This window comes from Pseudomonas petrae (assembly GCF_021728295.1).
In the GTDB taxonomy this organism is placed as follows: domain Bacteria; phylum Pseudomonadota; class Gammaproteobacteria; order Pseudomonadales; family Pseudomonadaceae; genus Aquipseudomonas; species Aquipseudomonas petrae.
Map to the genome: position 1 here is coordinate 136,975 of NZ_JAKJXE010000012.1, position 22,714 is coordinate 159,688.

The 22,714-nt window shown below is 61.9% G+C and carries 21 protein-coding genes; 5 read left to right on the plus strand and 16 right to left on the minus strand.

Annotation, left to right across the window (positions count from 1 at the left end; genetic code table 11):
- Positions 1-97: 97 nt before the first annotated feature.
- The 9 genes from L4G42_RS20385 to L4G42_RS20425 all read right to left on the minus strand — a co-directional run bounded on the left by L4G42_RS20385 (position 98) and on the right by L4G42_RS20425 (position 9,551).
- Positions 98-1,258, minus strand: coding sequence for a D-alanyl-D-alanine carboxypeptidase family protein (locus L4G42_RS20385; protein WP_237259834.1), 1,161 nt, complete (start codon positions 1,256-1,258; stop codon positions 98-100).
- Between the two features lie 195 nt (positions 1,259-1,453).
- Entirely contained in the window at positions 1,454-2,494 is a 1,041-nt protein-coding gene (locus L4G42_RS20390) for a septal ring lytic transglycosylase RlpA family protein (protein ID WP_237254872.1), read from the minus strand.
- Positions 2,494-3,504: a lytic murein transglycosylase B gene (mltB, locus tag L4G42_RS20395; RefSeq protein WP_237254871.1), complete on the minus strand. Its 1,011-nt coding sequence runs from the start codon at positions 3,502-3,504 to the stop codon at positions 2,494-2,496. The genes L4G42_RS20390 and mltB overlap by 1 nt, the downstream gene beginning before the upstream one ends.
- Before the next feature lie 17 nt (positions 3,505-3,521).
- Positions 3,522-4,625 carry a rod shape-determining protein RodA gene (gene rodA / locus L4G42_RS20400; RefSeq protein WP_237259845.1) on the minus strand — a complete coding sequence of 368 codons (1,104 nt, stop codon included), beginning with the start codon at positions 4,623-4,625 and terminating at the stop codon, positions 3,522-3,524.
- Positions 4,626-4,656: 31 nt separating this feature from the next.
- Positions 4,657-6,555, minus strand: coding sequence for a penicillin-binding protein 2 (gene mrdA / locus L4G42_RS20405; RefSeq protein ID WP_237259833.1), 1,899 nt, complete (start codon positions 6,553-6,555; stop codon positions 4,657-4,659).
- A 31-nt stretch (positions 6,556-6,586) separates the two neighbouring features.
- Positions 6,587-7,054, minus strand: coding sequence for a 23S rRNA (pseudouridine(1915)-N(3))-methyltransferase RlmH (gene rlmH / locus L4G42_RS20410; RefSeq protein ID WP_037017961.1), 468 nt, complete (start codon positions 7,052-7,054; stop codon positions 6,587-6,589).
- Between the two features lie 9 nt (positions 7,055-7,063).
- The gene (gene rsfS, locus L4G42_RS20415; protein ID WP_237255042.1) at positions 7,064-7,483 is read right to left on the minus strand and encodes a ribosome silencing factor; all 420 of its coding nucleotides are present in this window, start codon (positions 7,481-7,483) and stop codon (positions 7,064-7,066) included.
- 66 nt (positions 7,484-7,549) lie between these two features.
- Positions 7,550-8,194, minus strand: coding sequence for a nicotinate-nucleotide adenylyltransferase (gene nadD, locus L4G42_RS20420; protein ID WP_237255044.1), 645 nt, complete (start codon positions 8,192-8,194; stop codon positions 7,550-7,552).
- 82 nt (positions 8,195-8,276) lie between these two features.
- Positions 8,277-9,551, minus strand: a complete 1,275-nt coding sequence (locus L4G42_RS20425; RefSeq protein WP_237261156.1) for a glutamate-5-semialdehyde dehydrogenase — start codon at positions 9,549-9,551, stop codon at positions 8,277-8,279.
- A gap of 638 nt (positions 9,552-10,189) precedes the next feature.
- Here L4G42_RS20425 and L4G42_RS20430 point away from each other — a divergent pair.
- Positions 10,190-10,864, plus strand: a complete 675-nt coding sequence (locus L4G42_RS20430) for a DNA-3-methyladenine glycosylase (RefSeq protein ID WP_237261159.1) — start codon at positions 10,190-10,192, stop codon at positions 10,862-10,864.
- Positions 10,865-10,877: 13 nt separating this feature from the next.
- On the plus strand, positions 10,878-12,194 hold the full coding sequence (locus tag L4G42_RS20435) for a bifunctional DedA family/phosphatase PAP2 family protein (protein WP_237259830.1): 1,317 nt from the start codon (positions 10,878-10,880) through the stop codon (positions 12,192-12,194).
- A gap of 68 nt (positions 12,195-12,262) precedes the next feature.
- Here L4G42_RS20435 and L4G42_RS20440 read toward each other — a convergent pair whose 3' ends face one another.
- Genes L4G42_RS20440 through L4G42_RS20450 form a run of 3 tightly spaced genes read right to left on the minus strand, consistent with a single transcriptional unit; the run spans position 12,263 to position 13,954 of the window.
- Positions 12,263-12,868 (minus strand): LON peptidase substrate-binding domain-containing protein, encoded by a 606-nt coding sequence (locus tag L4G42_RS20440; RefSeq protein WP_237259829.1) that lies wholly within the window; start codon positions 12,866-12,868, stop codon positions 12,263-12,265.
- A gap of 10 nt (positions 12,869-12,878) precedes the next feature.
- A complete protein-coding gene (locus L4G42_RS20445) occupies positions 12,879-13,589 on the minus strand; it encodes an LrgB family protein (RefSeq protein ID WP_237255035.1) in 711 nt (236 codons plus the stop codon).
- Positions 13,590-13,591: 2 nt separating this feature from the next.
- Positions 13,592-13,954 carry a CidA/LrgA family protein gene (locus L4G42_RS20450; RefSeq protein WP_133776055.1) on the minus strand — a complete coding sequence of 121 codons (363 nt, stop codon included), beginning with the start codon at positions 13,952-13,954 and terminating at the stop codon, positions 13,592-13,594.
- A gap of 195 nt (positions 13,955-14,149) precedes the next feature.
- Between L4G42_RS20450 and L4G42_RS20455 the strand changes: the two genes are divergently transcribed.
- From L4G42_RS20455 to L4G42_RS20465, 3 genes are all read left to right on the plus strand, one after another.
- Entirely contained in the window at positions 14,150-14,605 is a 456-nt protein-coding gene (locus tag L4G42_RS20455; protein ID WP_237259828.1) for a MaoC family dehydratase, read from the plus strand.
- A 161-nt stretch (positions 14,606-14,766) separates the two neighbouring features.
- Positions 14,767-16,461 (plus strand): C13 family peptidase, encoded by a 1,695-nt coding sequence (locus L4G42_RS20460; RefSeq protein WP_237259827.1) that lies wholly within the window; start codon positions 14,767-14,769, stop codon positions 16,459-16,461.
- 202 nt (positions 16,462-16,663) lie between these two features.
- Complete coding sequence (locus L4G42_RS20465; RefSeq protein WP_237259826.1) at positions 16,664-17,305, plus strand: oxidoreductase; 642 nt, start codon at positions 16,664-16,666, stop codon at positions 17,303-17,305.
- Positions 17,306-17,324: 19 nt separating this feature from the next.
- Here L4G42_RS20465 and L4G42_RS20470 read toward each other — a convergent pair whose 3' ends face one another.
- The 4 genes from L4G42_RS20470 to L4G42_RS20485 form a co-directional block, all read right to left on the minus strand.
- Positions 17,325-17,612, minus strand: a complete 288-nt coding sequence (locus L4G42_RS20470; RefSeq protein WP_122536988.1) for a YceK/YidQ family lipoprotein — start codon at positions 17,610-17,612, stop codon at positions 17,325-17,327.
- Complete coding sequence (gene ubiX / locus L4G42_RS20475; protein WP_237259825.1) at positions 17,605-18,234, minus strand: flavin prenyltransferase UbiX; 630 nt, start codon at positions 18,232-18,234, stop codon at positions 17,605-17,607. Before ubiX ends, L4G42_RS20470 begins: the two co-directional genes overlap by 8 nt.
- A complete protein-coding gene (mpl, locus tag L4G42_RS20480; RefSeq protein WP_237259824.1) occupies positions 18,231-19,580 on the minus strand; it encodes a UDP-N-acetylmuramate:L-alanyl-gamma-D-glutamyl-meso-diaminopimelate ligase in 1,350 nt (449 codons plus the stop codon). The genes ubiX and mpl overlap by 4 nt, the downstream gene beginning before the upstream one ends.
- Positions 19,581-20,688: 1,108 nt before the next feature.
- A complete protein-coding gene (locus L4G42_RS20485) occupies positions 20,689-22,599 on the minus strand; it encodes a sigma-54-dependent Fis family transcriptional regulator (protein WP_237259823.1) in 1,911 nt (636 codons plus the stop codon).
- Positions 22,600-22,714: the final 115 nt, after the last annotated feature.

The following is a 22,714-nucleotide window of genomic DNA, read 5'->3' on the forward strand; positions in this document are numbered from 1 at the left end:
GCAGTAACGGCCTCGTAAGCCGGAAAACGGACAGGCCCCCGGCGCGTTCGGCGACGGGGGCGTACGGAGCAACGGTCAGCTTTTGATCAATCGTTGATCAGTTGAACAGACCGTAGAAGAACAAGCGGATGCTATCCCACAGGCGGCGGAAGATACCACCCTCCTCGACGGCGTCCAGGGCGATCAGGTTCGCGCTGTGCACGACTTTGTCGTCCAGTTTGACTTCAACCTTGCCGATGACGTCGCCTTTGGCGATCGGTGCAACCAGTTGCGGGTTCATGGTCATGCTGGCAGCCAGCTTCTTCAGCTCGCCTTTTGGCATGGTCATGGTCAAGTCTTCAGCCAGACCGGCTTTGACTTGACGCTCTGTGCCTTTCCAGACCGGCGCCTGAGCCAGCTCGGTGCCCTTCTGATAGAAGGTCTGGGTTTCGAAGAAGCGGAAACCGTAGGTCAGCAGCTTCTGGGTCTCTGCAGCACGAGCTTGCTCGCTGTTGGTGCCGAACACCACAGCAATCAGACGCATGCCATCACGAACGGCCGAGGACACCATGCAGTAGCCGGCTTCTTCGGTGTGACCGGTTTTCAGACCGTCGACGGTCTTGTCACGCCACAGCAGCAGGTTGCGGTTAGGCTGTTTGATGCCGTTCCAGAAGAACTCTTTCTGCGAGTAGATCGCGTAGTGCGCCGGGTCTTCGTGGATGATCGCGCGCGCCAGCAGGGCCATGTCATGGGCGGTGGCGTAGTGATCAGGATTCGGCAGGCCGGTCGGGTTCATGAAGTGGCTGTTGACCATGCCCAGGTCGGCAGCGGTCTTGTTCATCAGGTCGGCGAAGGCGTCTTCGCTGCCGGCGATGTGCTCGGAAAGCGCAACGCTGGCGTCGTTACCCGACTGAATGATGATGCCGTGCAGCAGGTCGCTGACGGTGACCTCGCTGCCCACCTTGATGAACATCCGCGAACCGCCGGTGCGCCAGGCGTTTTCGCTGACGGTCACAGGGTCGTTTTCGCCGATCTGGCCACGACGGATTTCCAGCGTGGCGATGTAAGCGGTCATCAGCTTGGTCAGACTTGCCGGTGGCAGGCGCTGGTCGCCATTGTTTTCGACCAGAACGTTGCCGCTGTTGGCGTCCATCAGCACATAAGCCTTGGCAGCCAGTTGCGGTGGCGATGGCGTCATCTGTTCTGCCGCAAACACGGCAGGCGCGGTGAATAGCGGGATAAGCAGGCAAAGGCGTTTTGCAAAGCTGGTGATGTTCATCCGTCTCTCGAAAATGCTAATGGGCAAACATGCCCTTGCGGGCAAAGCGGGTGCCGGGCTACCCCGGCAAACGGGCTCACATTCTACAGAACGTGCCGTGAAAAGCTGCTGACAACGACAAGCCTGGTCGGCACGTCGTCGGTCAGGCAACGAAACTCGCCTCCGTTGCCGGGGCGGGAATCGCTGATAAACGCGTTACTGGTCCGATGTGACGACGCTTGGCGAGCCGAGATTGGCGGACCTTACGCTGTTTTGCAGTTGCTGGGCTTCACCCGGCGTGTCGACCGGTCCCATCCGCACGCGATAGAGCGTCTGTTGATTGCGCGCGATCGAACTCACGAACACCGGCGCGCGGACCATCCCGCTCAATTTCGACCTCAGGAGTTCCGCAGCGTCCGGGTTGGCGAAGGCTCCCACTTGGAGAAACAGCCCAGACGCTTGTCCGGAAGCGTTTTTTTTTGCGTCGATCGGTACCGGCGTAACCGGAGCGGCGTGTTGCTGCGGCGGCGGCGTCCATTGCTCGATCGTGCCGGCTGACGCGGTGATCACCGGCGCTGCTGGCTGCTGAGGCGGTGGATTGCTGCTCGCCACTTGCGGCTGATCCAGCATCAGCGGCGCCGGTTTGCCGCGCTGCGCCCAATACTGAGAAGGGTCGATGCCTTCAACTTTTACCCGCGCCGTACCGGTTTCGGCATAACCCAGCTTTTTGGCTGCGGCGTAGGACAGGTCGATGATCCGGTCCGAATAGAACGGGCCACGATCGTTGACCCGCAGGATCACCGTGCGGTTATTGTCCAGGTTGGTCACGCGAACATAGCTGGGCAGCGGCAGGGTCTTGTGCGCCGCGCTCATGCCATACAGGTCATAGACTTCGCCGTTGGCGGTGTTCTGGCCGTGGAATTTGGTGCCGTACCAGGACGCCGTTCCCGTCTGGGAATAGGTCTTGGAATCGCTGAGCGGGAAATAGGTCTTGCCCAGCACGGTGTACGGGTTGGCTTTGTACGGGCCGGTGTGCAGGGTCGGAATGGCGTCGGGGATGCGCGAAACATCAACGTCCCACCAGGGCGCGCCGTCTTTGTGCGCCCTGTTGATGTCCAGCCCGGGCTGCGAGCGGATTACATTGCCCTGCCGTTGCGTCGTTGTCGTCGGGCGGCTGGTTGAGCAACTGACGATCAGCAAAGTCAGCGCCGTGAAGGCCATCAGTTTCAATGGTTGTTGCATCGGCAGTGACCGCATTACTTGACGTCCCGGGCTTGAACAAGCATTTCAGACAGCTGATGCACGGCCATGGCGTACATCACGCTGCGGTTGTACCGCGTGATTGCGTAAAAATTCTTCAGACCCATCCAGTATTCAGGGCCTTTGTCTCCATCGAGGCGAAACGCCGTGACCGGCATGTCGTCGCGCAGCGCATCATGACTCGCCCAGCCCAACGCTCGCAACTCCCCAACGGTCTTCACCGGATCGATACCGGGGCTCAAGCCCTCGTCAACACGGTCACCGCGCACGTCCGCGCGACTGACGACCGGCTGGCCGGCGACCCAGCCGTGACGCTGGAAGTAGCTGGCGACGCTGCCGATCGCGTCGTCGGGGTCGTTCCAGATATTAATGTGGCCGTCGGCGTCAAAATCGACCGCGTAGGCGCGGAAGCTGCTCGGCATGAACTGGGGCAACCCCATGGCGCCGGCGTAGGAGCCTTTGAGCGTCAGTGGATCGACCTGCTGTTCGCGGGACAGGAGCAGGAACTCGCGCAGCTCCTTGCGGAAGAAATCGGCGCGCTGGGGATAGTCAAACGCCAGCGTCGACAATGCGTCCATCACCCGGTAATTCCCGGTGTTGCGGCCGAAAAACGTCTCGACGCCAATGATCGAAACGATCACCTGAGCGGGCACGCCGTACTCTTGTTCGGCGCGCGCCAGGGCGGCCTCGTGCTGACGCCAGAAGTCGACGCCCCGGGCAACGCGTGCGTCGGTGAGGAACATCGGGCGATAGTCTTTCCACGGCTTGACGCGTTCGGCGGGCCTCGAAATGGCATCGAGAATCGCCTGCTTGCGCTGCACATCGCGGAACACATCGATCAGTTGCTCGCCCGCAAACCCATAATCGCGGGTCATTTCGCTGACGAACTGGGCGACTTGAGGAGAGCCGTCATAGTCACCGGCAAGTGATTCCTGCACTGAGCCGAAGATGCCCATCAGACCGACCAGCGGCGCATATCGAGCAGCCCAGCCACGCACTACTTGCATTGAGTTCTTCACCTTAATCAAACCTGAGCGATCCATTTGCGATGCGTATGGACCGACATCAAAACACCAAACGCTGACAGCAGCGTCACCAGCGAAGTTCCGCCGTAGCTAATGAAGGGCAACGGCACGCCCACGACCGGCAACAGACCGCTGACCATACCGATATTGACGAAAACGTAAACAAAAAAGGTCATGGTCAGGCTGCCCGCGAGGAGCTTGCCGTAGAGCGTCTGCGCCTGGGCGGTGATCACCAGCCCGCGGCCGATCAGCAACAGGTAGATCAGCAGCAGCGCGCAAATCCCCACCAGCCCGAATTCCTCGCCGAGCACCGCAATGATGAAGTCAGTGTGGCTCTCGGGCAGGAAGTCCAGGTGCGACTGCGTGCCCATGAGCCAGCCTTTGCCGAACACGCCGCCCGAACCGATCGCCGCCTTGGACTGAATGATGTTCCAACCGGTGCCGAGCGGATCGCTCTCCGGGTCGAGGAAGGTCAAAATCCGCTGCTTCTGGTAGTCGTGCATGAAGAAGAACCACATGGCGACCGCGACCGGAACTGCCGCCGCGATCACGCTGATGATCCAGCGCCAGCGCAGGCCGGCCATGAACAGCACGAAGGTGCCGGACGCCAGAATCAGCAGCGAGGTGCCAAGGTCAGGCTGACGCACGATCAGAATGAACGGCAGACCAATCAACCCGAGGCTCACCGCCACGTGCTTGAGGTGCGGCGGCAGCGTGCGCTTGGACAGGTACCAGGCGATGGTCGCCGGCATGATGATCTTCATGAATTCCGAGGGCTGAAAGCGGATGACCCCGGGAATGTTGATCCAGCGCGTGGCGCCCATGGCGTTGTGGCCCATGACGTCCACCGCCACCAGCAGCAACACGCCGATCACGTAGGCGGCGGGCACCCAGCGGGCCATGAATCTGGGTTCGAGCTGCGCGATGACGAACATCGACACCAGGCCGATGCCGAACGAGGTCGCCTGCTTGATCAGCAGGTCCCAACTCTTGCCGCTGGCCGAATACAGCACGAACAGACTGCCCGCCGCCAGCGTCAGCAACAGGATCAGCAGCGGGCCGTCGACGTGGATTTTCTGCAGGAACGTGGCGCGACGGCGCATCACATCTTCGCTGGACAGGATGCGGTCGAAATTACTCTTCACGGGCCGCGGTCTCCGGAGGCTGTGCGTTGCTGGCGTATTCGGGTTTCAGATGGCCCTGTGGATCGAGCAGCCAGGCGTCCATAACCTGCCGCACCACCGGCGCGGCAACGCCCGATCCCGACTCGCCGTTTTCGATCATCACCGCAACGACGATCTTCGGGCTGTCGGCCGGTGCGAAGCCAACGAACAAGGCGTGGTCGCGGTGGCGTTCCTGGACTTTCGAGCGGTCGTATTTCTCGCCCTGCCGAATGGCCACGACCTGGGCTGTACCACTCTTGCCGGCGATGCGGTACTGCGCACCAATCGCGGCTTTGCGCGCGGTGCCGCGAGCACCGTGCATCACTTGCTGCATGCCGTGGTTGACCTTGGTCCAGTCCGACGGATCACGCAGAACGATGTCCGGCATCGGGTTTTCGTCCACCGGCTTCTGCCCTTCGACGGTCCTGGCCAGGTGCGGACGGTTCCATTTGCCTTTGTTCGCCACCAGCGCGGTGGCCTGGGCCAACTGCAGCGGGGTGGCCTGCATGTAACCCTGGCCGATCCCCAGAATGAGTGTTTCGCCCGGGAACCACGCCTGCCGCCGGGTGACGCGCTTCCAGTCACGGGACGGCATCAGGCCGGGGGATTCTTCGAACATGTCCAGCGAGACCTTTTGGCCAATGCCGAACTTGTTCAGGTACGCCGACAGCCGATCAATCCCGACCTTGTGGGCCAGATCGTAAAAATAGGTGTCGTTGGAGCGCATGATGGCGGTGTCCAGATCCACCCAGCCATCGCCGGTGCGGTTCCAGTTACGGTATTTGTGGTCGTAGTTCGGCAGCATGTAATAGCCGGGGTCGAAAACCCGCGTGCTCGCCGTGATCACGCCAGTGTCGAGGCCGGCAATCGCCACGGCCGGCTTGATGGTCGAACCCGGTGGGTAGAGGCCCCGCAGGATGCGGTTGAACAGCGGGCGGTCGACCGAATCACGCAGCTCGGAGTACGCCTTGAAGCTGATGCCGGTGACGAACAGGTTCGGATCGAAGCTCGGCTGGCTGACCATCGCCAGCACCTCGCCAGTGCTTGGGTCCAGCGCCACCACGGCGCCGCGACGCCCTGCCAGCGCAGCTTCGGCGGCCTCCTGCAGCTGGATGTCGAGGCTCAGGACGATGTCCTTGCCGGGCACCGGATCCGTCCGCTTGAGCACGCGCAAGACGCGGCCGCGGGCGTTGGTTTCGACTTCTTCGTAACCGACCTGACCGTGCAGCTCGGGCTCGTAGAAACGCTCGATCCCGGTTTTGCCCATGTGATGGGTGCCGCTGTAATTCACGGGATCGAGACTTTTCAGCTCTTTCTCGTTGATCCGCCCCATGTAACCCACCGAGTGCGCGAAGTGCTCGCCTTGTGGGTAGTGGCGAACCAGCTGCGCCACCACTTCAACGCCCGGAAGGCGGAACTGGTTAACGGCGATACGGGCGATCTGTTCTTCGGTCAGCTCGAACAGAATGGGCACCGGCTCAAACGGCCGCCGCCCCTGCTTCATGCGTTTTTCGAAGATGATCCGATCGTCAGGCGTCAGCTCAAGGACCTGGACGATGGTGTCCAGCACCTGCGTCCATTCACCGGAACGTTCGCGGGTCATGCTCAGGCTGAAGCTGGGCCGGTTGTCGGCGATCACCACGCCGTTACGGTCGTAGATCAGCCCGCGACTCGGCGGGATCGGCTGCACGTGAACGCGATTGTTCTCGGACAGCGTCGAGTGGTAGTCGTACTGGATGACCTGCAGGAAATAAAGCCGCGCGATCAGCACGCAGATCAGCACGACGACCGCGACTGCACCGACCACGACTCGGCTGCGCACCAGGCGTGCGTCCTTTTCGTGGTCTTTCAGGCGAATCGGCTGAGACATTTAGGGCAGGTTCACAGTGAAGGCAGCAGCGCTACTTGTGATAAGGGTGACCGGACAGCACGGTCCAGGCACGATAAATCTGCTCACCGATGAGAATGCGCACCAGCGGGTGCGGCAACGTCAGCGGCGACAACGACCAACGCTGCTCGGCCCGGGCACAGACTTCCGGCGCCAGCCCTTCCGGGCCGCCGACCATCAGGTTGACCGTGCGCGAATCCAGACGCCAGCGATCGAGCTCGCCCGCCAGTTGCTCGGTGCTCCATGGCTTGCCATGCACTTCAAGCGTGACGATCCGCTCGCCCGGCTGCACTTTCGCCAGCATGGCCTCGCCTTCCTGACGGATGAGGCGTGCCACGTCGGCGTTCTTGCCACGGGTGTTGAGCGGAATTTCCACCAGTTCCAGCGCCAGTTCGGATGGCAGACGCTTGGCATATTCATGCCAACCCTCTTCCACCCACTTGGGCATGCGGGAACCGACAGCGATCAGACGCAGACGCACGACGAAGCCTTAGGCCTGGTCTTTGTTCAGCTTGTCGAAATGCTCGTGAGCGTTTTCCGGGCTGTGGTGTGCAGCGCTGGCCGAACGGCTCTGCTCGGCACCGGCCCACAGACGCTCGAGGTCGTAAAACTGGCGAGCGGAGGCGGTCATCATGTGGACGATGGCGATGTCCAGGTCCAGCAGCACCCAGTCACTGTTGCCCTTGCCTTCTTCGCCCAACGGCTTGAGGCCCTGCTTTTTGACTTCTTCGCGGACCTTGTCGAGCATCGCGTTGATCTGGCGACTGGAGGTACCGGTTGCGATGACCATGTAGTCGGTGATGCTCTGCTTGTCACGGACGTCCAGGACCTGGATGTCCACGGCCTTGACGTCTTCCAGTGCAGCCTTGATCACGTCGATGATTGGATTTACAGCTCGTTTGTCAGTCATAAAAAACTCTTTCAACTCGTATGTTTGGGCGTTTCTTCGCGCACTTGGCTGCGTTGAAACGCTCCTTCAGTTCGACGCACGGTACAGCCCGTGCGTATCGATATAGGCCAGTACCGCGTCTGGCACCAGAAAACGTACCGACTTACCGCTGGCCAGCAGTTGACGGATCTGGGTGGCAGACACCGAAAGCGGCGTCTGCCAGACGAACGTAATCTTTCCGCCGGGCCCTTTGAGGGCCTTCGGATCACTGACGGCACGTCCCGCGAGCAGATTTCGCATCGCATCCGGGGACTCGCTGTCGGCGTCCGGGCGTTGCAGCACCACGATATGGCAGTGCTCCAGCAACTCTTCCCACCGATGCCAGGAAGGCAGCCCGCAAAAGGCGTCCCAACCCAGCAATAAAAATAGCTGATCATCGGCGGCGAGTTCCGCGCGCATCGATTCCAGCGTGTCGATCGTGTACGACGGCTTGTCGCGCAACAGCTCGCGATCATCCACCGTTAGCGGCGGCACCCCCGCGACCGCGCACTGGACCATCGCCAGACGGTCCTGGGCCGAGACACTCGGCGTGTCGCGATGAGGCGGTCGGGCGCTGGGCGTCAGACGCAACTCATCGAGTTTCAGCAGCTCGGCGACTTCCAGTGCGCCACGCAAATGGCCAATGTGCACCGGGTCGAACGTACCGCCGAGTATGCCGATGCGCTTGGGCACACGTGCACTGTTCAGCGGAACTGCAATCGGATCGGCCATTGCCTGCGCGCCGCTGCCTGAAAGCTGACCGACGTCGGCCAAGTCAGACCGGCCCCTGCCCGCGCAATTGCGTGCCATCGCCGACGACGATGTATTTCTCGCAGGTCAGGCCTTCGAGCCCCACGGGACCGCGCGCGTGAATCTTGTCGGTCGAAATACCGATTTCCGCACCCAGGCCGTATTCGAAACCGTCGGCAAAGCTGGTGGGCGCGTTGACCATCACCGAACTCGAGTCGACTTCAGCCATGAAGCGGCGAGTCTGGGCTTGCGAGTCGGAGATGATGGCGTCGCTGTGATGCGAGCCGTAGTGATTGATGTGTTCGATGGCCTGGTCCAGACCGGTGACGATGCGGATCGACAGAATCGGTGCAAGGTACTCGGTGTGCCAGTCTTCTTCGGTCGCCGGTAATACGTCGATCAGGTCGCGGGTGCGCTCGCAACCGCGCAGCTCGACGCCTTTTTCGCGAAACTGGGCGGCCATTGGCGGCAGGAAGTCTGCGGCGATGGCCTGATCGACCAGCAGGGTTTCCATCGCGCCGCAGATGCCATAACGGTAGGTCTTGGCGTTGAAGCTGATGCGTTGGGCGGCGGCCAGGTCGGCATGGGCGCTGACGTAGACGTGGCAGATGCCGTCCAGGTGTTTGATGACCGGGACTTTGGCGTCGCGGCTGACGCGTTCGATCAGGCCTTTGCCTCCGCGCGGAACGATCACGTCCACGTACTCCGGCATGGTGATCAGCGCACCCACGGCGGCGCGGTCGGTGGTTTCGACGACTTGTACGACGGCGGCAGGCAAGCCGGCTTCGTCGAGGCCGCGCTGGATGCAGGCGGCGATGGCGCGGTTGGAATGGATGGCTTCGGAGCCGCCGCGCAGGATGGTGGCGTTACCGGATTTGAGGCAGAGGCTGGCGGCGTCGATGGTTACGTTGGGGCGCGACTCGTAGATGATGCCGACGACGCCCAGTGGCACGCGCATTTTGCCGACTTGAATGCCGGAGGGCTGGAAGTTCATGTCGCGCAGGGTGCCGATGGGATCTGGCAGGCTGGCGACCTGTCGCAGGCCGGCGATCATGCTGTCGATGCGGGCCGGGGTCAGGGCGAGGCGTTCGAGCAAAGCGGGTTCGAGTCCATTGGCGCGGGCAGCAGCGAGGTCTTGTTCGTTGGCGGCGGTCAGCTCGGCACGGGAAGCGTCCAGCGCGGCAGCGGTGGCTGCAAGCGCGCGGTTCTTCTGTGCGGTGCTGGCACGGCCGATCACGCGGGAGGCTTCGCGGGCGGCGCGACCCAGGCGGGTCATGTAGTCAAGAACGGACTCAGTCATGGTCTCGGGTGGCTTGGCAAATGGGAAAGCGGCGGATTATAGCTGTCGGGCGTGCTGAACGACAGCGGCGACGGGCGGATGGTCGGAATAAGGCGGATTTGGTGCGTCAAAGATATCCGCGGCGGTTGTGCTATCCGGGTTCTGCCTAACGGCAGAATCGTTTCGCCTTCGGCGAGTTACTTGGAAAAGCACCCCAAGTAACCAAGGGTGCCTGCTCCTGGTTGGGCCCCTCGTTCCTCGGGGTTCCTTCACTCCGGCCTCGCTCCGTGGGCCCGCGCCGAACGGACATCCATGTCCTGACGGCGCTCTCGCCGCATCCATGCGGCTCGGCCCACTGCGCGAGACCTGCGTTCAGCCTGCACCCAAGTCGCGTTTGGTGTCGTCTGAGCCTTCTGCGTATGGAGATCAAGATCAAAAGCGCGTTTAGGCAGATCTAAGGCTTCCCGGCTAAAGCCGGTCCTACGGGGGTCGCAGCCGGTCCCACTGGCGGGATGCGATGCTTTTAGTAGGACCGGCTTTAGCCGGGAAGGCGGCAGTTCAGGCGCTGGTATTGGCGGCCCCGTGCTTACACACCCATTCAGCTCCAATTAAGGCCGTTGTTGATATGATCGCGGTCCATTCTCTGACTGCACTCATCCATGCCTGACCCATCGCCACGCGCCCTGCCGGACAGTTTCTTTCATCGCGACGCGCAGACGCTCGCCCAAGAGTTGCTCGGCAAGGTCATTCGTCACAAAGTCGAAGGGTTGTGGTTGTCGGCGCGGATTATTGAGACGGAGGCGTATTACGTGGCCGAAAAGGGCAGTCATGCGTCCCTCGGCTACACCGAAAAACGTAAGGCTTTGTTTCTGGAAGGCGGGCACATTTATATGTATTACGCCCGTGGCGGTGATTCGCTGAACTTCAGTGCGGAAGGTCCGGGCAACGCCGTGTTGATTAAATCGGCTTACCCCTGGGTCGACGCGGTGTCCGATGAAAACGCCCTCGCCCGCATGCTGCTCAACAATCCCGACGCCAGCGGAAACGTGCGCACGCCAGAGCGGCTGTGCGCCGGGCAGACGTTGCTGTGCAAAGCGCTGGGCCTGAAAGTGCCGATGTGGGACGCCAAGCGCTTCGATGAAGAACAGCTATTTGTCGAAGACGTGGGCCAGCGACCGCCGCGGATCATTCAAACGACGCGCCTGGGCATTCCCGCTGGCCGTGACGAGCACCTGATGTACCGGTTCGTTGACGCCGCCTATGCCCGCTTCTGCACACGGAACCCGGTCAGACGCGGGCAAGTCGAAGGCCGCGACTATATTTTCATCGATTAAGGAAACTAAACACATGGGCGCGTGGCTCGACAGCATTACCTCCTGGCTAAGCGCCAACCCTTCGTGGCTGGGCGCGGCGATTTTTATCGTTGCGTTCATCGAGTGCCTGGCCATCGCCGGCATCGTCGTCCCGGGCACGGTTGTGCTGTTCGCGATCGCCGCACTGGCCGGCAGCGGCATACTCCCATTGAGCGAAGCGCTGCTGCTGGGTTTCCTCGGCGGGATACTGGGCGACCTGGTGTCGTACTTCATCGGTCGACGCTTCCATCAGAACATTCGGCAATTGCCCGGCCTTCGCAATCACCCTGAATGGATCGGCGGCGCCGAGACCTACTTCCAGCGTTACGGGATCGCCAGCCTGCTGGTCGGCCGCTTCATCGGGCCGCTGCGCCCGATGCTGCCAATGGTGGCCGGGATGTGTGACATGCCGTTCGTGCGCTTTGCCGGCGTCAGCTTGATTGCCGCCGCCGGTTGGTCGGTGGCCTACATTCTGCCGGGCTGGGCGACCGGTGCCGCGATCCGACTGCCGCTGCCGGAAAACTTCTGGCCCCAGGCTGCCGTGGTTGGCGCCGGGCTGGCAATCCTGCTGGGGATCAGCGTCCAGAGCAGCCTGCGGCAAAAACCCTACGCCACCAAGGTTATCGCCCTGACCTGCTTCATTCTGCTGGGCAGTGTGTTTCTGGGCTGGCCGTACCTGGCCGATTTCGATCAGGGCATCATGACCGTGGTGCAGGCCAGCCGAAGCGCTGCGGCCGAGAACTTCGTGGTGATAGTGACCGGCCTGGGGGATTTCCGGACTCAGTTCTGCGCCGCCGCGCTGCTGACAGTCCTCTTAATCGTCACGCGGCAATGGCGTCATGCGATCTTCGTGATCGGCACCACCCTTGGCGCGGCGCTGATCAATCAGAGCATGAAATACACCTTCGCACGCGCACGGCCTGAGGTCCTGACGGAGGCCCTGGGGACTTACAGCATGCCGAGCGGACATGCGTCGGCCTCGTTTGCGCTGTTCATGTCGCTGGCGGTGCTTGCCGGCCGCGGTCAGCCGGTGCGGCTGCGACTGACCTGGCTGCTGCTGGGCGGGATTCCGGCGCTGGCGATCGCGATGTCACGGGTGTATCTGGGCGTGCATTGGCCGACGGATGTCACGGCGGGGATGCTGCTGGCGTTCTTCACTTGCGCGGCGAGTCTGGCTTTCGTGCAGAACAAGAAGCCGCTGGAGGCGCTGCCGATCAAGGTATGGTGGTTGGTGCTGCCGGCGATGGTTGCGCTGTTCGCCGGCTTTGGACTGCACTCGTTCTCGCACGGCTTGATCCGTTACCAGTACTAGAACGGCTTGGGCGCGCCCCGCCAGATCATAGATCTCGGGCCGCGCTGCAACGAGCAGAACAGCTTCATTCAGGCCTGCATGTCGCCCTGCATCTCGTCGAGCAGGTCCTGGATCGCGTCGAGCCGTTGTTCAGCGTCTTCGATTTCCAGCAGCTCGATCTTGTCTTCTTCCGCGAACGGCAACAGGTACGCCAGTTGATTGGCCAGCGAGTGCTGACCGCTGGCGGTAAGGCCCATGTTCAGCGCGGCCACCATCGGGTGTTCGGCCAACGCGGCGAGTAACGCGACCAGGTCGTCGTCTTCTTCCTGCAGCGGTTGTTCCTGGGGATCGTCCAGCCACTCGACCTCACCGATCAGCAGGTTGTCGCGCTGAGTGCTGTAGTCCTTCACCCGAAAGCGTCGAGCACCCACCACCCGAATGCCGAGCAGGCCGTTGTCCTGCTTCTGGAAATCGGTCACCCGCGCTTCGCAGCCGATCAGCGAAAAACCGTCCGGCACGTCGCCCGTCTCACTGCCTTCAGTGATGCAGACCACGCCAAAGCCTTCGCCCTGCTTCATGCAGCGGCCAATCATGTCGAGGTAACGCGCCTCGAATAGCTGCAGATCGAGCACGCACCCCGGGAACAGCACGGCGTTCAGCGGAAACAGCGGCAGCGCAAACAACGACAACGACATAAACCTATCCTCAAGCAACCAGAGACACCGCCAACGGCAGGAACAAGGCCGTGGCGACACCCATCAAACTCATCGCCAGCGCCGCGAAGGCGCCACATTCCTCACTTTCCTGCAAGGCCGCCGACGTACCCACCGCGTGGGCCGTCAGCCCCAGGGCCATGCCTCGGGCTTCCGGGCTGTTTACCCGCGCCAGGGTCAGCAAGCCGGGGCCGAATATGCCGCCGATCACTCCGGTTATCAACACAAACACGGCCGCCAGCGCCGCCACACCGCCAATCTGCTCGGCGACGAGCATGGCGATCGGCGAGGTTACGGACTTGGGCGCCATGGTCATCAGGATCATGTGATCAGCGCCGAGCAACCAGCCCAAGCCCACGCACAGCCCGGTGGCCAGCACGCCGCCCACCACCAGCGTAGTCAATACCGGCCAGAACAGTTGCCGGATGCGCCGCAGATTCAGATAAAGCGGCACGGCCAGCGCAACCGTCGCCGGGCCCAGCAGAATGCTGAGGATTTCGGTGCTTTTGCGGTATTCGACATAGGACAGTCCGCAGCTCACCAACACGCCGATCACCACCAGCATCGAAATGAGCACCGGTTGCAGAAACACCCAACGGGTTTTTTCGTAGCCGGCGAGCACCAGTTGATAAGCGCCGAGCGTGATGGCGATGCCGAACAAGGGGTGATGAATCACCGACAGCCAGGCGCCGTGCCAGTCCAGACTCATGATGGCTCCCGGCGATTGGCCTGGCGGTCGATGAGTTTCTGCATCAGCCAGCCGGCGAAGGTCAGCGAGACCATCAGGGAAATCACCAGCGAGCCGACTATCGCCCAGAAGTCTTCGGCGATCTGGTCGGCATACACCATCACACCGACGGCGGGCGGCACCAGCAGCAGCGGCAGATAACGCAGCAGGCTGCTGGCCGCCAGGCTGATCGGTTGACTGACTTCGCCGCGGGTCATCAGATAGATCATCAACAGCACGAGCCCGATGATCGGGCCGGGCAGTATCGACAAAAACAGGTGGTTGAGCGCGGTTCCGATCAATTGGAACAGCACAAGCCAGGTCAGGCCTCTTAGCAACATAGAAAACTCCAGCGGATTCGCGGCGACATTATAGACACGCCACCCGCGCTGCCTATGGGGTGGTATTCGCCAGTTGAGGTCACGTTGACCCGCGCAGTGCAGCGTGCTGATCTCATTGCCAAGCAATAACAGCGCCGACGCCACCGTGCCTGTGAAGACCGCGTGCGAAAACAATAACTGGCAAGGAGAGTAGCGATGCCCCACGTACCCGTTGCAGAACTCAAACGTTATGAAGGCAAGGACCTGGGATGCTCCGACTGGCTGACCATCGATCAGGCGCGCATCAATCTGTTTGCCGAGGCCACCGGCGACTTTCAGTTCATCCACGTCGATCCGGTCAAAGCAGCGCAAACCCCGTTCGGATCGACCATCGCCCATGGGTTTCTGTCGCTGTCGCTCATGCCCAAGCTGATGGAGTCTTTGATGGTAGTACCCGAAGGCATGCAGATGGCGATCAACTATGGCCTGGACAGCGTGCGATTCATTCAGCCGGTGAAAGTGAATTCGCGCGTTCGTCTAAAAGTCACTCTGGCACAGGTCACCGAAAAGAAGCCCGGCCAATGGCTGCTCAAGGCCACGGCAACGCTTGAAATCGAAGGCCTGGACAAGCCCGCGTTCGTTGCTGAACCGCTTTCGCTGTGCTTCGTATAACCCCCGTCGCCCCTCCGTGAACCCTCCCGAAACATGAAACAGTCGTAACAGACTGTTTCATGAGCGTTCCTCGCTGCGGCATACTCGCTGCGGCTGTGTGAGCGACTCGATACACGTACGCGATCAGATCACGCCGAAACATCTTTTTTTCGGGATTTACCATGCGCGCGTTTGCTCCTTTGGCCCTGACCTTCCTTCTTACCGCTTGCGGCGACGGCGAATCGCTGTTGCCCCCGGACGCTCGCCTGCCCGACGGTGGACGCTATCGCGGCGACGTGATCAATGGCGTGCTGCAAGGCAAGGGCCGGATCGATTACCCCAATGGCAGCTGGTACGCCGGGGAATTCAAAAACGGGCAATGGAACGGCCAGGGCGAGTGGCACGCCAGCAATGGCGACGTGTACCGGGGCGGTTTTCAGGACGGGCTTTTCCATGGCCAGGGCTCGCTGACGACCAGCGCCGGCAGTTACGTCGGCGGCTACAAGCTGGGGCGGCGCGACGGCGAAGGCACGTTGAAAGAGCACGGCATGAGTTATCGCGGCGAGTTCAAGGCCGATCTGTACGACGGCGCCGGGCATCTGGAGCTGGACGACGGCAGCGAGTATCAGGGCCAGTTCGCCCACGGCAAACCCAATGGCGAAGGCCAGCGCAACGATTCGGCGGGCAACCAGTTCAGCGGCAAGTTCGTCGACGGCCAGCTTGAAGGCACGGGCAATTTCAACAGCGCCGATGGCGATCAGTACGTCGGCGGCTTTCACAACAATCAGCTCAATGGCCGCGGTCGCTACGAAAACGCCGATGGCGATGTCTGGTCGGGGCAGTTCAAGGATGGCGCGTTCACCGGCAAGGGCGAGTTGATCGGCTCCGACGGCACGCGCTATCAAGGTGATTTCAAAAACTGGCGCTTCGCAGGCTCAGGCAGCCTGAAGCTCCCGGACGGCAGCGTGTACATCGGCCAGTTCGAGAACGACAACTATCAAGGCAGCGGCGTGCTGACCACGGCGGAAGGCGAAGTCCAGAGCGGCACCTGGTCCAACGGCCAGCGCGTGCGCGACGCCGCCGGCAAGCTGCTGCCTGACCCGCTGGAAATCGGCTTGCTCGCCCAGGGCGCCCTCGTCGAGAAAGCCCTCGCCGCCGTGCCTGCCTCCACGCCGGCCATTGAGCTTTACAGCCTCGTCGTGGGTGGCGATGGCAAGCAGAGCGTTTTTCTGCGCGAGGCCGATTACGTCAACAAGCTGCTCGCGACGCGCTTCGGTGCGTTCGGCCAGATCACGTTGGTCAACCACCGCGATCACATGGCCGATCGACCGCTGGCCACGCGCGAGACCATCAGCCGCGCCGTGCAAACGCTGGCCAAGCGCAGCGGCCCGGAAGATTTGATCTTCATTTACCTGACCAGCCACGGCACCCATGAACACGAGCTGGTGCTGGACCAGCCGCGTCTGGAGCTGTCCGACCTGCCCGCCAACGAGATGGCCGGCGTACTGGCACCGCTGAAGAATCGCGACAAGGTGGTGGTGATTTCAGCGTGCTATTCGGGCGGTTTCATTCCGGCGATCAAGGACGAGCGGACGATGGTGATTACTGCATCCCGTGAGGATCGGGTTTCCTTTGGCTGTTCTGAGGAGGCCGATTTCACCTACTTCGGCGAGGCGCTGTTCGGCAAGGCGCTGGTGGAAACCGATGATCTGGTGCAGGCGTTCAACGAGGCGCGAGACATCGTCGCACAGCGCGAGACGGACGAAAGCTTCGAAGCCTCCGAGCCGCAGATGTGGGCGCCGAAAGGCGTGGTCGCCCACTGGCGGCAGCTGCGCAAAAGTCAGGCGGAGCGCGCGTTGAATACGGTTCGGCGCTGAGTGCCATCGCACTCAATGTAGGACCGGCTTCAGCCGGGAAGGGGCCGGGCGGGTTCGCCTGCAAACCGGCTCCCACAGATTGATCCAACCTCAAATGCGGGATGCGCCAAGATTTCATGTGTTTTTGTGAAACCCTCCCGCCTCCCTCGCAGTCTGTTGCGGTACAGCGCCTATGCTTGTGGCGTATCAAGGGAGAAAGATCATGTACTTGACGCCTCAGGACATTTTGCTTGCCGGAGCTACCGGATTGACTGGCGAGCACTTGCTCGACCGCCTGCTTAACGAACCCACTGTCACCCGCGTTCTCGCCCCCAGCCGTCGTCCTCTGGCTGAACATCCACGCCTGGAAAACCCGGTTGGCGATCTTCAGAGCTTGCTGCCTGCACTGGAAGGCCCCGTCGACATCGCTTTCTGCTGCCTGGGCACCACGATCAAACAGGCCGGTTCCCAGGAAGCGTTTCGGGCCGTGGATCTGGACATGGTCGTGGCGTTCGGCAAACGTGCCCGCGAGTTGGGGGCGCGTCACCTGCTGGTGATCAGCGCAGTGAACGCCGACCCGCAATCGAGCATCTTTTACAGCCGCGTCAAAGGCGAGATGGAAGAAGCGCTGAAGCTTCAGGGCTGGCCGCAACTGACCATCGTCCAACCGTCGCTGTTGATTGGCGAGCGGCAGGATCAGCGTCTGGTGGAGCAGCTGGCAGCGCCGATTGCCAAGCTGATTCCCGGCAAATACGGCGGCATCGAAGCCTGCAACCTCGCCCGCGCGCTCTGGCGCCTGGCGCTGGAAGAGCAGGACGGCGTGCGGGTGGTTGAATCGGATGATTTGCGGCGGTTGGGGAAGTAATCAAACCACCCGACAGGCATTACATCCCGCCCGTAGCCTGAAATCCCACACCCAGCGCGGTCAGAATCGACAGCGGCAGCAGCAGCGTGTCGAGCAGCGCGCTGCCGGGCAGGTCGAGCATCGGGTATTTCGGCGCCTCAGTGCCGAAGCGGTCCTTCTCGCAGCAGCCGCCTTCGATGGCGTACAGATCCAGTCGCGTGCCGGCGTAAACGACCGGTGCGCCCGGCTGATTGGCGTCGAGGGTGCGCACGGTCGAGCAGCCCGTCGTCAACAACAGGCCCAAGGCAATGACGACGAGCTTATTCATCGGCGCCAAAATGATGCTCGCCCCAGCGCGGCAGCATGTCCTGGGGGATGTTGAGGAGATTGAGAATCCGTGCGACGACGAAATCCACCAGATCATCGATCGTCTGCGGCTGATGATAGAAGCCGGGCGACGCCGGCAGAATAACCGCGCCCATGTTCGACAGTTTGAGCATGTTCTCCAGATGGATGCTGGAGAACGGCGCCTCGCGGGGCACCAGAATCAGCTGACGACGCTCCTTCAACGTCACGTCTGCGGCGCGCTCGATCAGGTTGTTGCAGGCGCCCATGGCGATCGCCGACAGGGTCCCGGTCGAGCACGGCACCACGACCATCGCACTCGGCGAACCGGAACCGGACGCCACCGGCGACATCCAGTCTTCCTTGCCGTACACCCGAATCTGGCCCGCGGTCGCGCCGGTGTATTCATTAAGGAAGGCCTGCATCATCTGCGGTTTGGGCGGCAGGTTGACGTCGGTCTCGGTGGCCATGACCAGCTGCGCGGCCTTGGAGATGAGGAAATGCACCTCGCGGTCTTCGCGCACCAGACAGTCCAGCAGGCGCAGGCCGTATTGCGCGCCGGACGCGCCGGTCATCGCCAGGGTGATGCGTTCCGGGCCGCTCATTGCAGTGCCTCCGCCAGTTTGCCGTGCAGGCCGCCGAAGCCGCCGTTGCTCATGATCACCACGTGGGTGCCAGGCTCGGCCTGGTTTTTCACAAGCTCGATGATGCCGTCGAGGCTGTCGCACACTAATGATGGAATGGTGCATTGCGCAGCGGTTGCGGCCAGATCCCAACCCAGATTGGCCGGCGCATACCAGACCACCTGATCGGCCTGGACCACGCTTTCCGGCAGGCCGTCGCGGTGGGCGCCGAGCTTCATGGAGTTGGAACGCGGTTCGACGATGGCGATGATCGGCGCATCGCCAACCTTTTTGCGCAGACCGTCCAGCGTGGTAGCGATGGCCGTCGGGTGGTGGGCGAAGTCATCGTAAATAGTGATGCCGCGCACTTCGGCGACCTTTTCCATGCGCCGCTTCACACTTTTGAAAGCACTCAACGCTTCGACGCCTTGCTGCGGCACAACGCCAACGTGGCGGGCGGCGGCGAGGGTCGCCAAGGCATTCGCAACGTTGTGCTGGCCGGTCATGCCCCAATCGACGACGCCCTGGACCGCACCGTCGAACAGCACTTCGAATTTTGAACCGTCTTCGCTGAGCAGGTTCGCTTGCCATTGACCGCCCTCGCCCGTGGTTTGCACCGGCGTCCAGCAGCCCATTTGAATCACGCGCTCAAGTGCGGGCTCGGTGGTCGGGTGAATGACCAGGCCTTCGCTCGGGATGGTGCGCACGAGGTGGTGGAACTGCCGTTCGATGGCCGGGAGATCAGGGAAGATGTCGGCGTGATCGAACTCGAGGTTGTTGAGGATGGCGGTGCGCGGACCGTAATGGACGAACTTGGAGCGCTTGTCGAAGAAGGCGCTGTCGTATTCATCCGCCTCGACGACGAAGAACGGCGTATCGCCCAGGCGCGCCGAGACGTCGAAGTTTTGCGGCACGCCGCCGATCAGAAAGCCGGGGGCCATGCCGGCGTGTTCCAGCACCCAGGCGAGCATGCTGCTGGTGGTGGTTTTGCCGTGGGTGCCTGCGACGGCCAGCACCCAACGCTCGCGAAGGACGTGATCAGCCAGCCATTGCGGCCCGGAAACGTAGGGCAGGCCCTTGTTCAGGACATACTCGACCGCGGGATTGCCGCGCGACATGGCGTTGCCGACCACCACCAGATCCGGCGCCGGTTCCAGGTGCGAAGGGTCGTAACCCTGCATCAACTGAATGCCCTGCGCCTCGAGCTGCGTGCTCATCGGCGGGTAAACGTTGGCATCAGAGCCCGTGACTTTATGGCCCAGATCCTTGGCGAGCACCGCCAGCGAACCCATGAACGTGCCGCAGATACCCAGAATATGAATGTGCATGACCGACCTCTTAAAACATGGGGCGCAGGTTAGCGTAGAAGGCAGTGGATGCGCACGAGGGAATTACCGAGAGCGAGTGAACGCCAGGGTAGGACCGGGCTTTAGCCGGGAAAGCGTCGGGTAGCACACCGCAGAATTGATGGTACCCACACTGGCCTATTCCCGGCTGAAGCCGGTCCTACTTAAAACCTCGCGCTGCGGATCTTCGGTCTGACGCGGGCAATTGTGGGAGCGCGCTTGCCCGCGAAATCGGTGTATCAGGCAGCGAATTTCATTGCCGTTCGAACGCCTTCGCGGGCAAGCGCGCTCCTACAGGATGGGCGTCAGCCTGCATTATTCCGTTTTCCCGCCCTGGCCCATATACCGGCCAAGAAGCACTTACTGAGTGGGACCGCGATCCCCCAGTAGGACCGGCTTTAACCGGGAAAGCGTCGGGTAGCACACCGCAGAATTGATGGTGCTCACACAGTCCTATTCCCGGCTGAAGCCGGTCCTACTTAAAAACCTCGCGCTGCGGATCTTCGGTCTGACGCGGTCAATTGTAGGAGCGCGCTTGCCCGCGAAATCGGTGTATCAGGCAGCGAATTTCATTGCAGTCAGAACGCCTTCGCGGGCAAGCGCGCTCCTACAGGATGGGCGTCAGCCTGCATTATTCCGTTTTCCCGCCCTGGCCCATATACCGGCCAAGAAGCACTTACTGAGTGGGACCGCGATCCCCCCAGTAGGACCGGCTTTAGCCGGGAAAGCGTCAGGTGCCACACCGCAGAATGGATGGCGCTCACACAGGCCTATTCCCGGCTGAAGCCGGTCCCACTGACTGACCGCGATGTCCCACTTAAAAACCTAGCGCACCTGCTGGCGGACTGGCTTCACTGACTATGTGCGGTCTGACGCGGGCAATTGTAGGAGCGCGCTTGCCCGCGAAATCGGTTAGTCGGGCAATACAATGGTTGCAGTTCGAACGCCTTCGCGGGCAAGCGCGCTCCTACAGGATGGGCGTCAGCCAGCGTTATCTCGTTTTCCCGCCTTGCCCCATATGCCGCCCAAGGAGCACGTACTTAGTAGGACCGGCTTTAGCCGGGAAGGGTTGGAAGGCCTACACAGACCCTCAGCGGTTGATCCCATGCTTGCGCAGCTTTCTATACAGCGTATTGCGGCTTACCCCCAGCTCCCGGGCGGCGTGGGTCATGTGCCAGCGCTGGGTTTCCAGGGTGGCGATGAGCGCTGCGCGTTCGGCGTCGTCCAACGGGGAATGGGCCACATCGGACTTGGTCTGCGCACTCCCCTGCCGAATCGCCACCGGCAGATCATCAAAACCAATCCGCCCCTCATCACACAGCGCCGCCAAGGTACGCAGCACGTTGCGCATCTGCCGCACGTTGCCGGGCCAGTTGAAGTCGAGCAGCGCCTGCCTGGCCTTCGCCTCGATCACCACCGACAGCCCGCCCGCCTCCTGCTCCAGCAGAAACTCCAGCAACTGCGCCTTATCACTCCGTTCTCTCAACGGCGGCAAGGCGATTTCCAGGCCGTTTAGCCGATAAAACAAATCCTCGCGAAAGCTGCCGTCCTCCACCCGCTCCAGCAGATTCCGGTGGGTCGCGCTGATCAGTCGTACATCCACTGCCTGCGGCTCGCCGCCAATCGGCACCACCAACCGATCTTCCAGCACTCGTAATAAACGGGTCTGCAAGGCCACCGGCATGTCGCCGATCTCATCCAGAAATAACGTGCCGCCATCGGCCTGTTGCAGCTTGCCGCGCATGCCTTCTTTACGCGCGCCGGTAAAGCTGCCGCCGCGATAACCGAACAGCTCGCTCTCGATCAGGCTTTCGGGAATGGCCGCGCAGTTCAGCGCCACGAACGGTTTGGCGGAGCGCTGACTCGCCTGATGCACCGCCTTGGCGAACGCCTCCTTGCCAGAGCCGGTCTCGCCGTTGATCAGCAACGGCACGTCGCGCTCAAACACCTTCAGCGCGCGACGGAAATCAGTTTGCAGCGACGCGTCCCCCAGGCAGATATCACTCGAAGAGACCGGCACAGCCAACTTGCTGACCACCGGCGTAGCAAGGCCCTTCAGTTCGGCCCTCGATTGCCCACGCAGCACAGCGAAGAATCCCCGTCCATCACGCGTACGCAGTGGCCAACTGGCGGCGGCATCCGGCGAAGCGCGGTTCAGCAGTTCATCCAGCGAGCAGTCAAACAACGATTCCACGCCCTGCCCGACCAGATCGCCACGGCTCAAGCCCAGCAGATTCAGCGCGCTCTGGTTCAGCGCACTAACGCGACCTTCGCCATCAAACGCCAACAGCCCTTCGCTGAACAAACCGACTGCACCGGCCTGAAGATGAAAACGCAGCAGCCACTGATCGTCGAAGTGGCGCAGGAAGTAACTGCTTTCGATCATCTTCGCCGACAGATTCACCAACGCCATGGTGTGAAACTGGCTCTGGCGGGACACGTCGTGACGGGCCGAAGACACGTCCAGCACCGCAAGCAGATCGCCGTGGGGATCGAACACCGGGCTCGCCGAACAGGTCAGCCCGGTATGGCGGCCGCGAAAGTGCTCGTCGCGATGGATCGTCACCGACTGACGCTCGACCAGGCAGGTGCCGATGCCATTGGTGCCCTCTCGCGCCTCGCTCCAGTCGGCGCCCAGCCACAGGCCGGCGCGCTCGAAAATCCGCCGGTCCCCGGGCTCGGTCACGCAATTGAGGATGATCCCGCGGGCATCGGTCAGCAGCACCGCGCTGCCGCCGGCAAGCTGGCGGTGCAGGCTGTTCATCTCGTCGCCGGCGATGGTCAGGACCTGCTGCAACTGCTCGCGACTCTCCAGCACGCGCGCATGCTCAAGCACGGTGGGCGCCATGGCTTGCGCGGGGTCAAGGTGATAATCCTCCAGACACCGCAACCATGAACGGGCAATGGAAGGGTCGGCGCCGGGGCCGTATTGATGGGGCGTTTTGCCTTGGGTAACGGTCAGCACTTGTTCGGCATGGCGCGTCAGGTGATTGCTGTGCATTTTTATTCTTCATCCTGAGCCGGTGCTCTGCGGAGGATTTGCGACTCAGCATCCTCTTCGCCCGGATTCATTGCAATGCTGCGAAAGGCGGGGTGAGCCGAGCTGTCACGCAAAG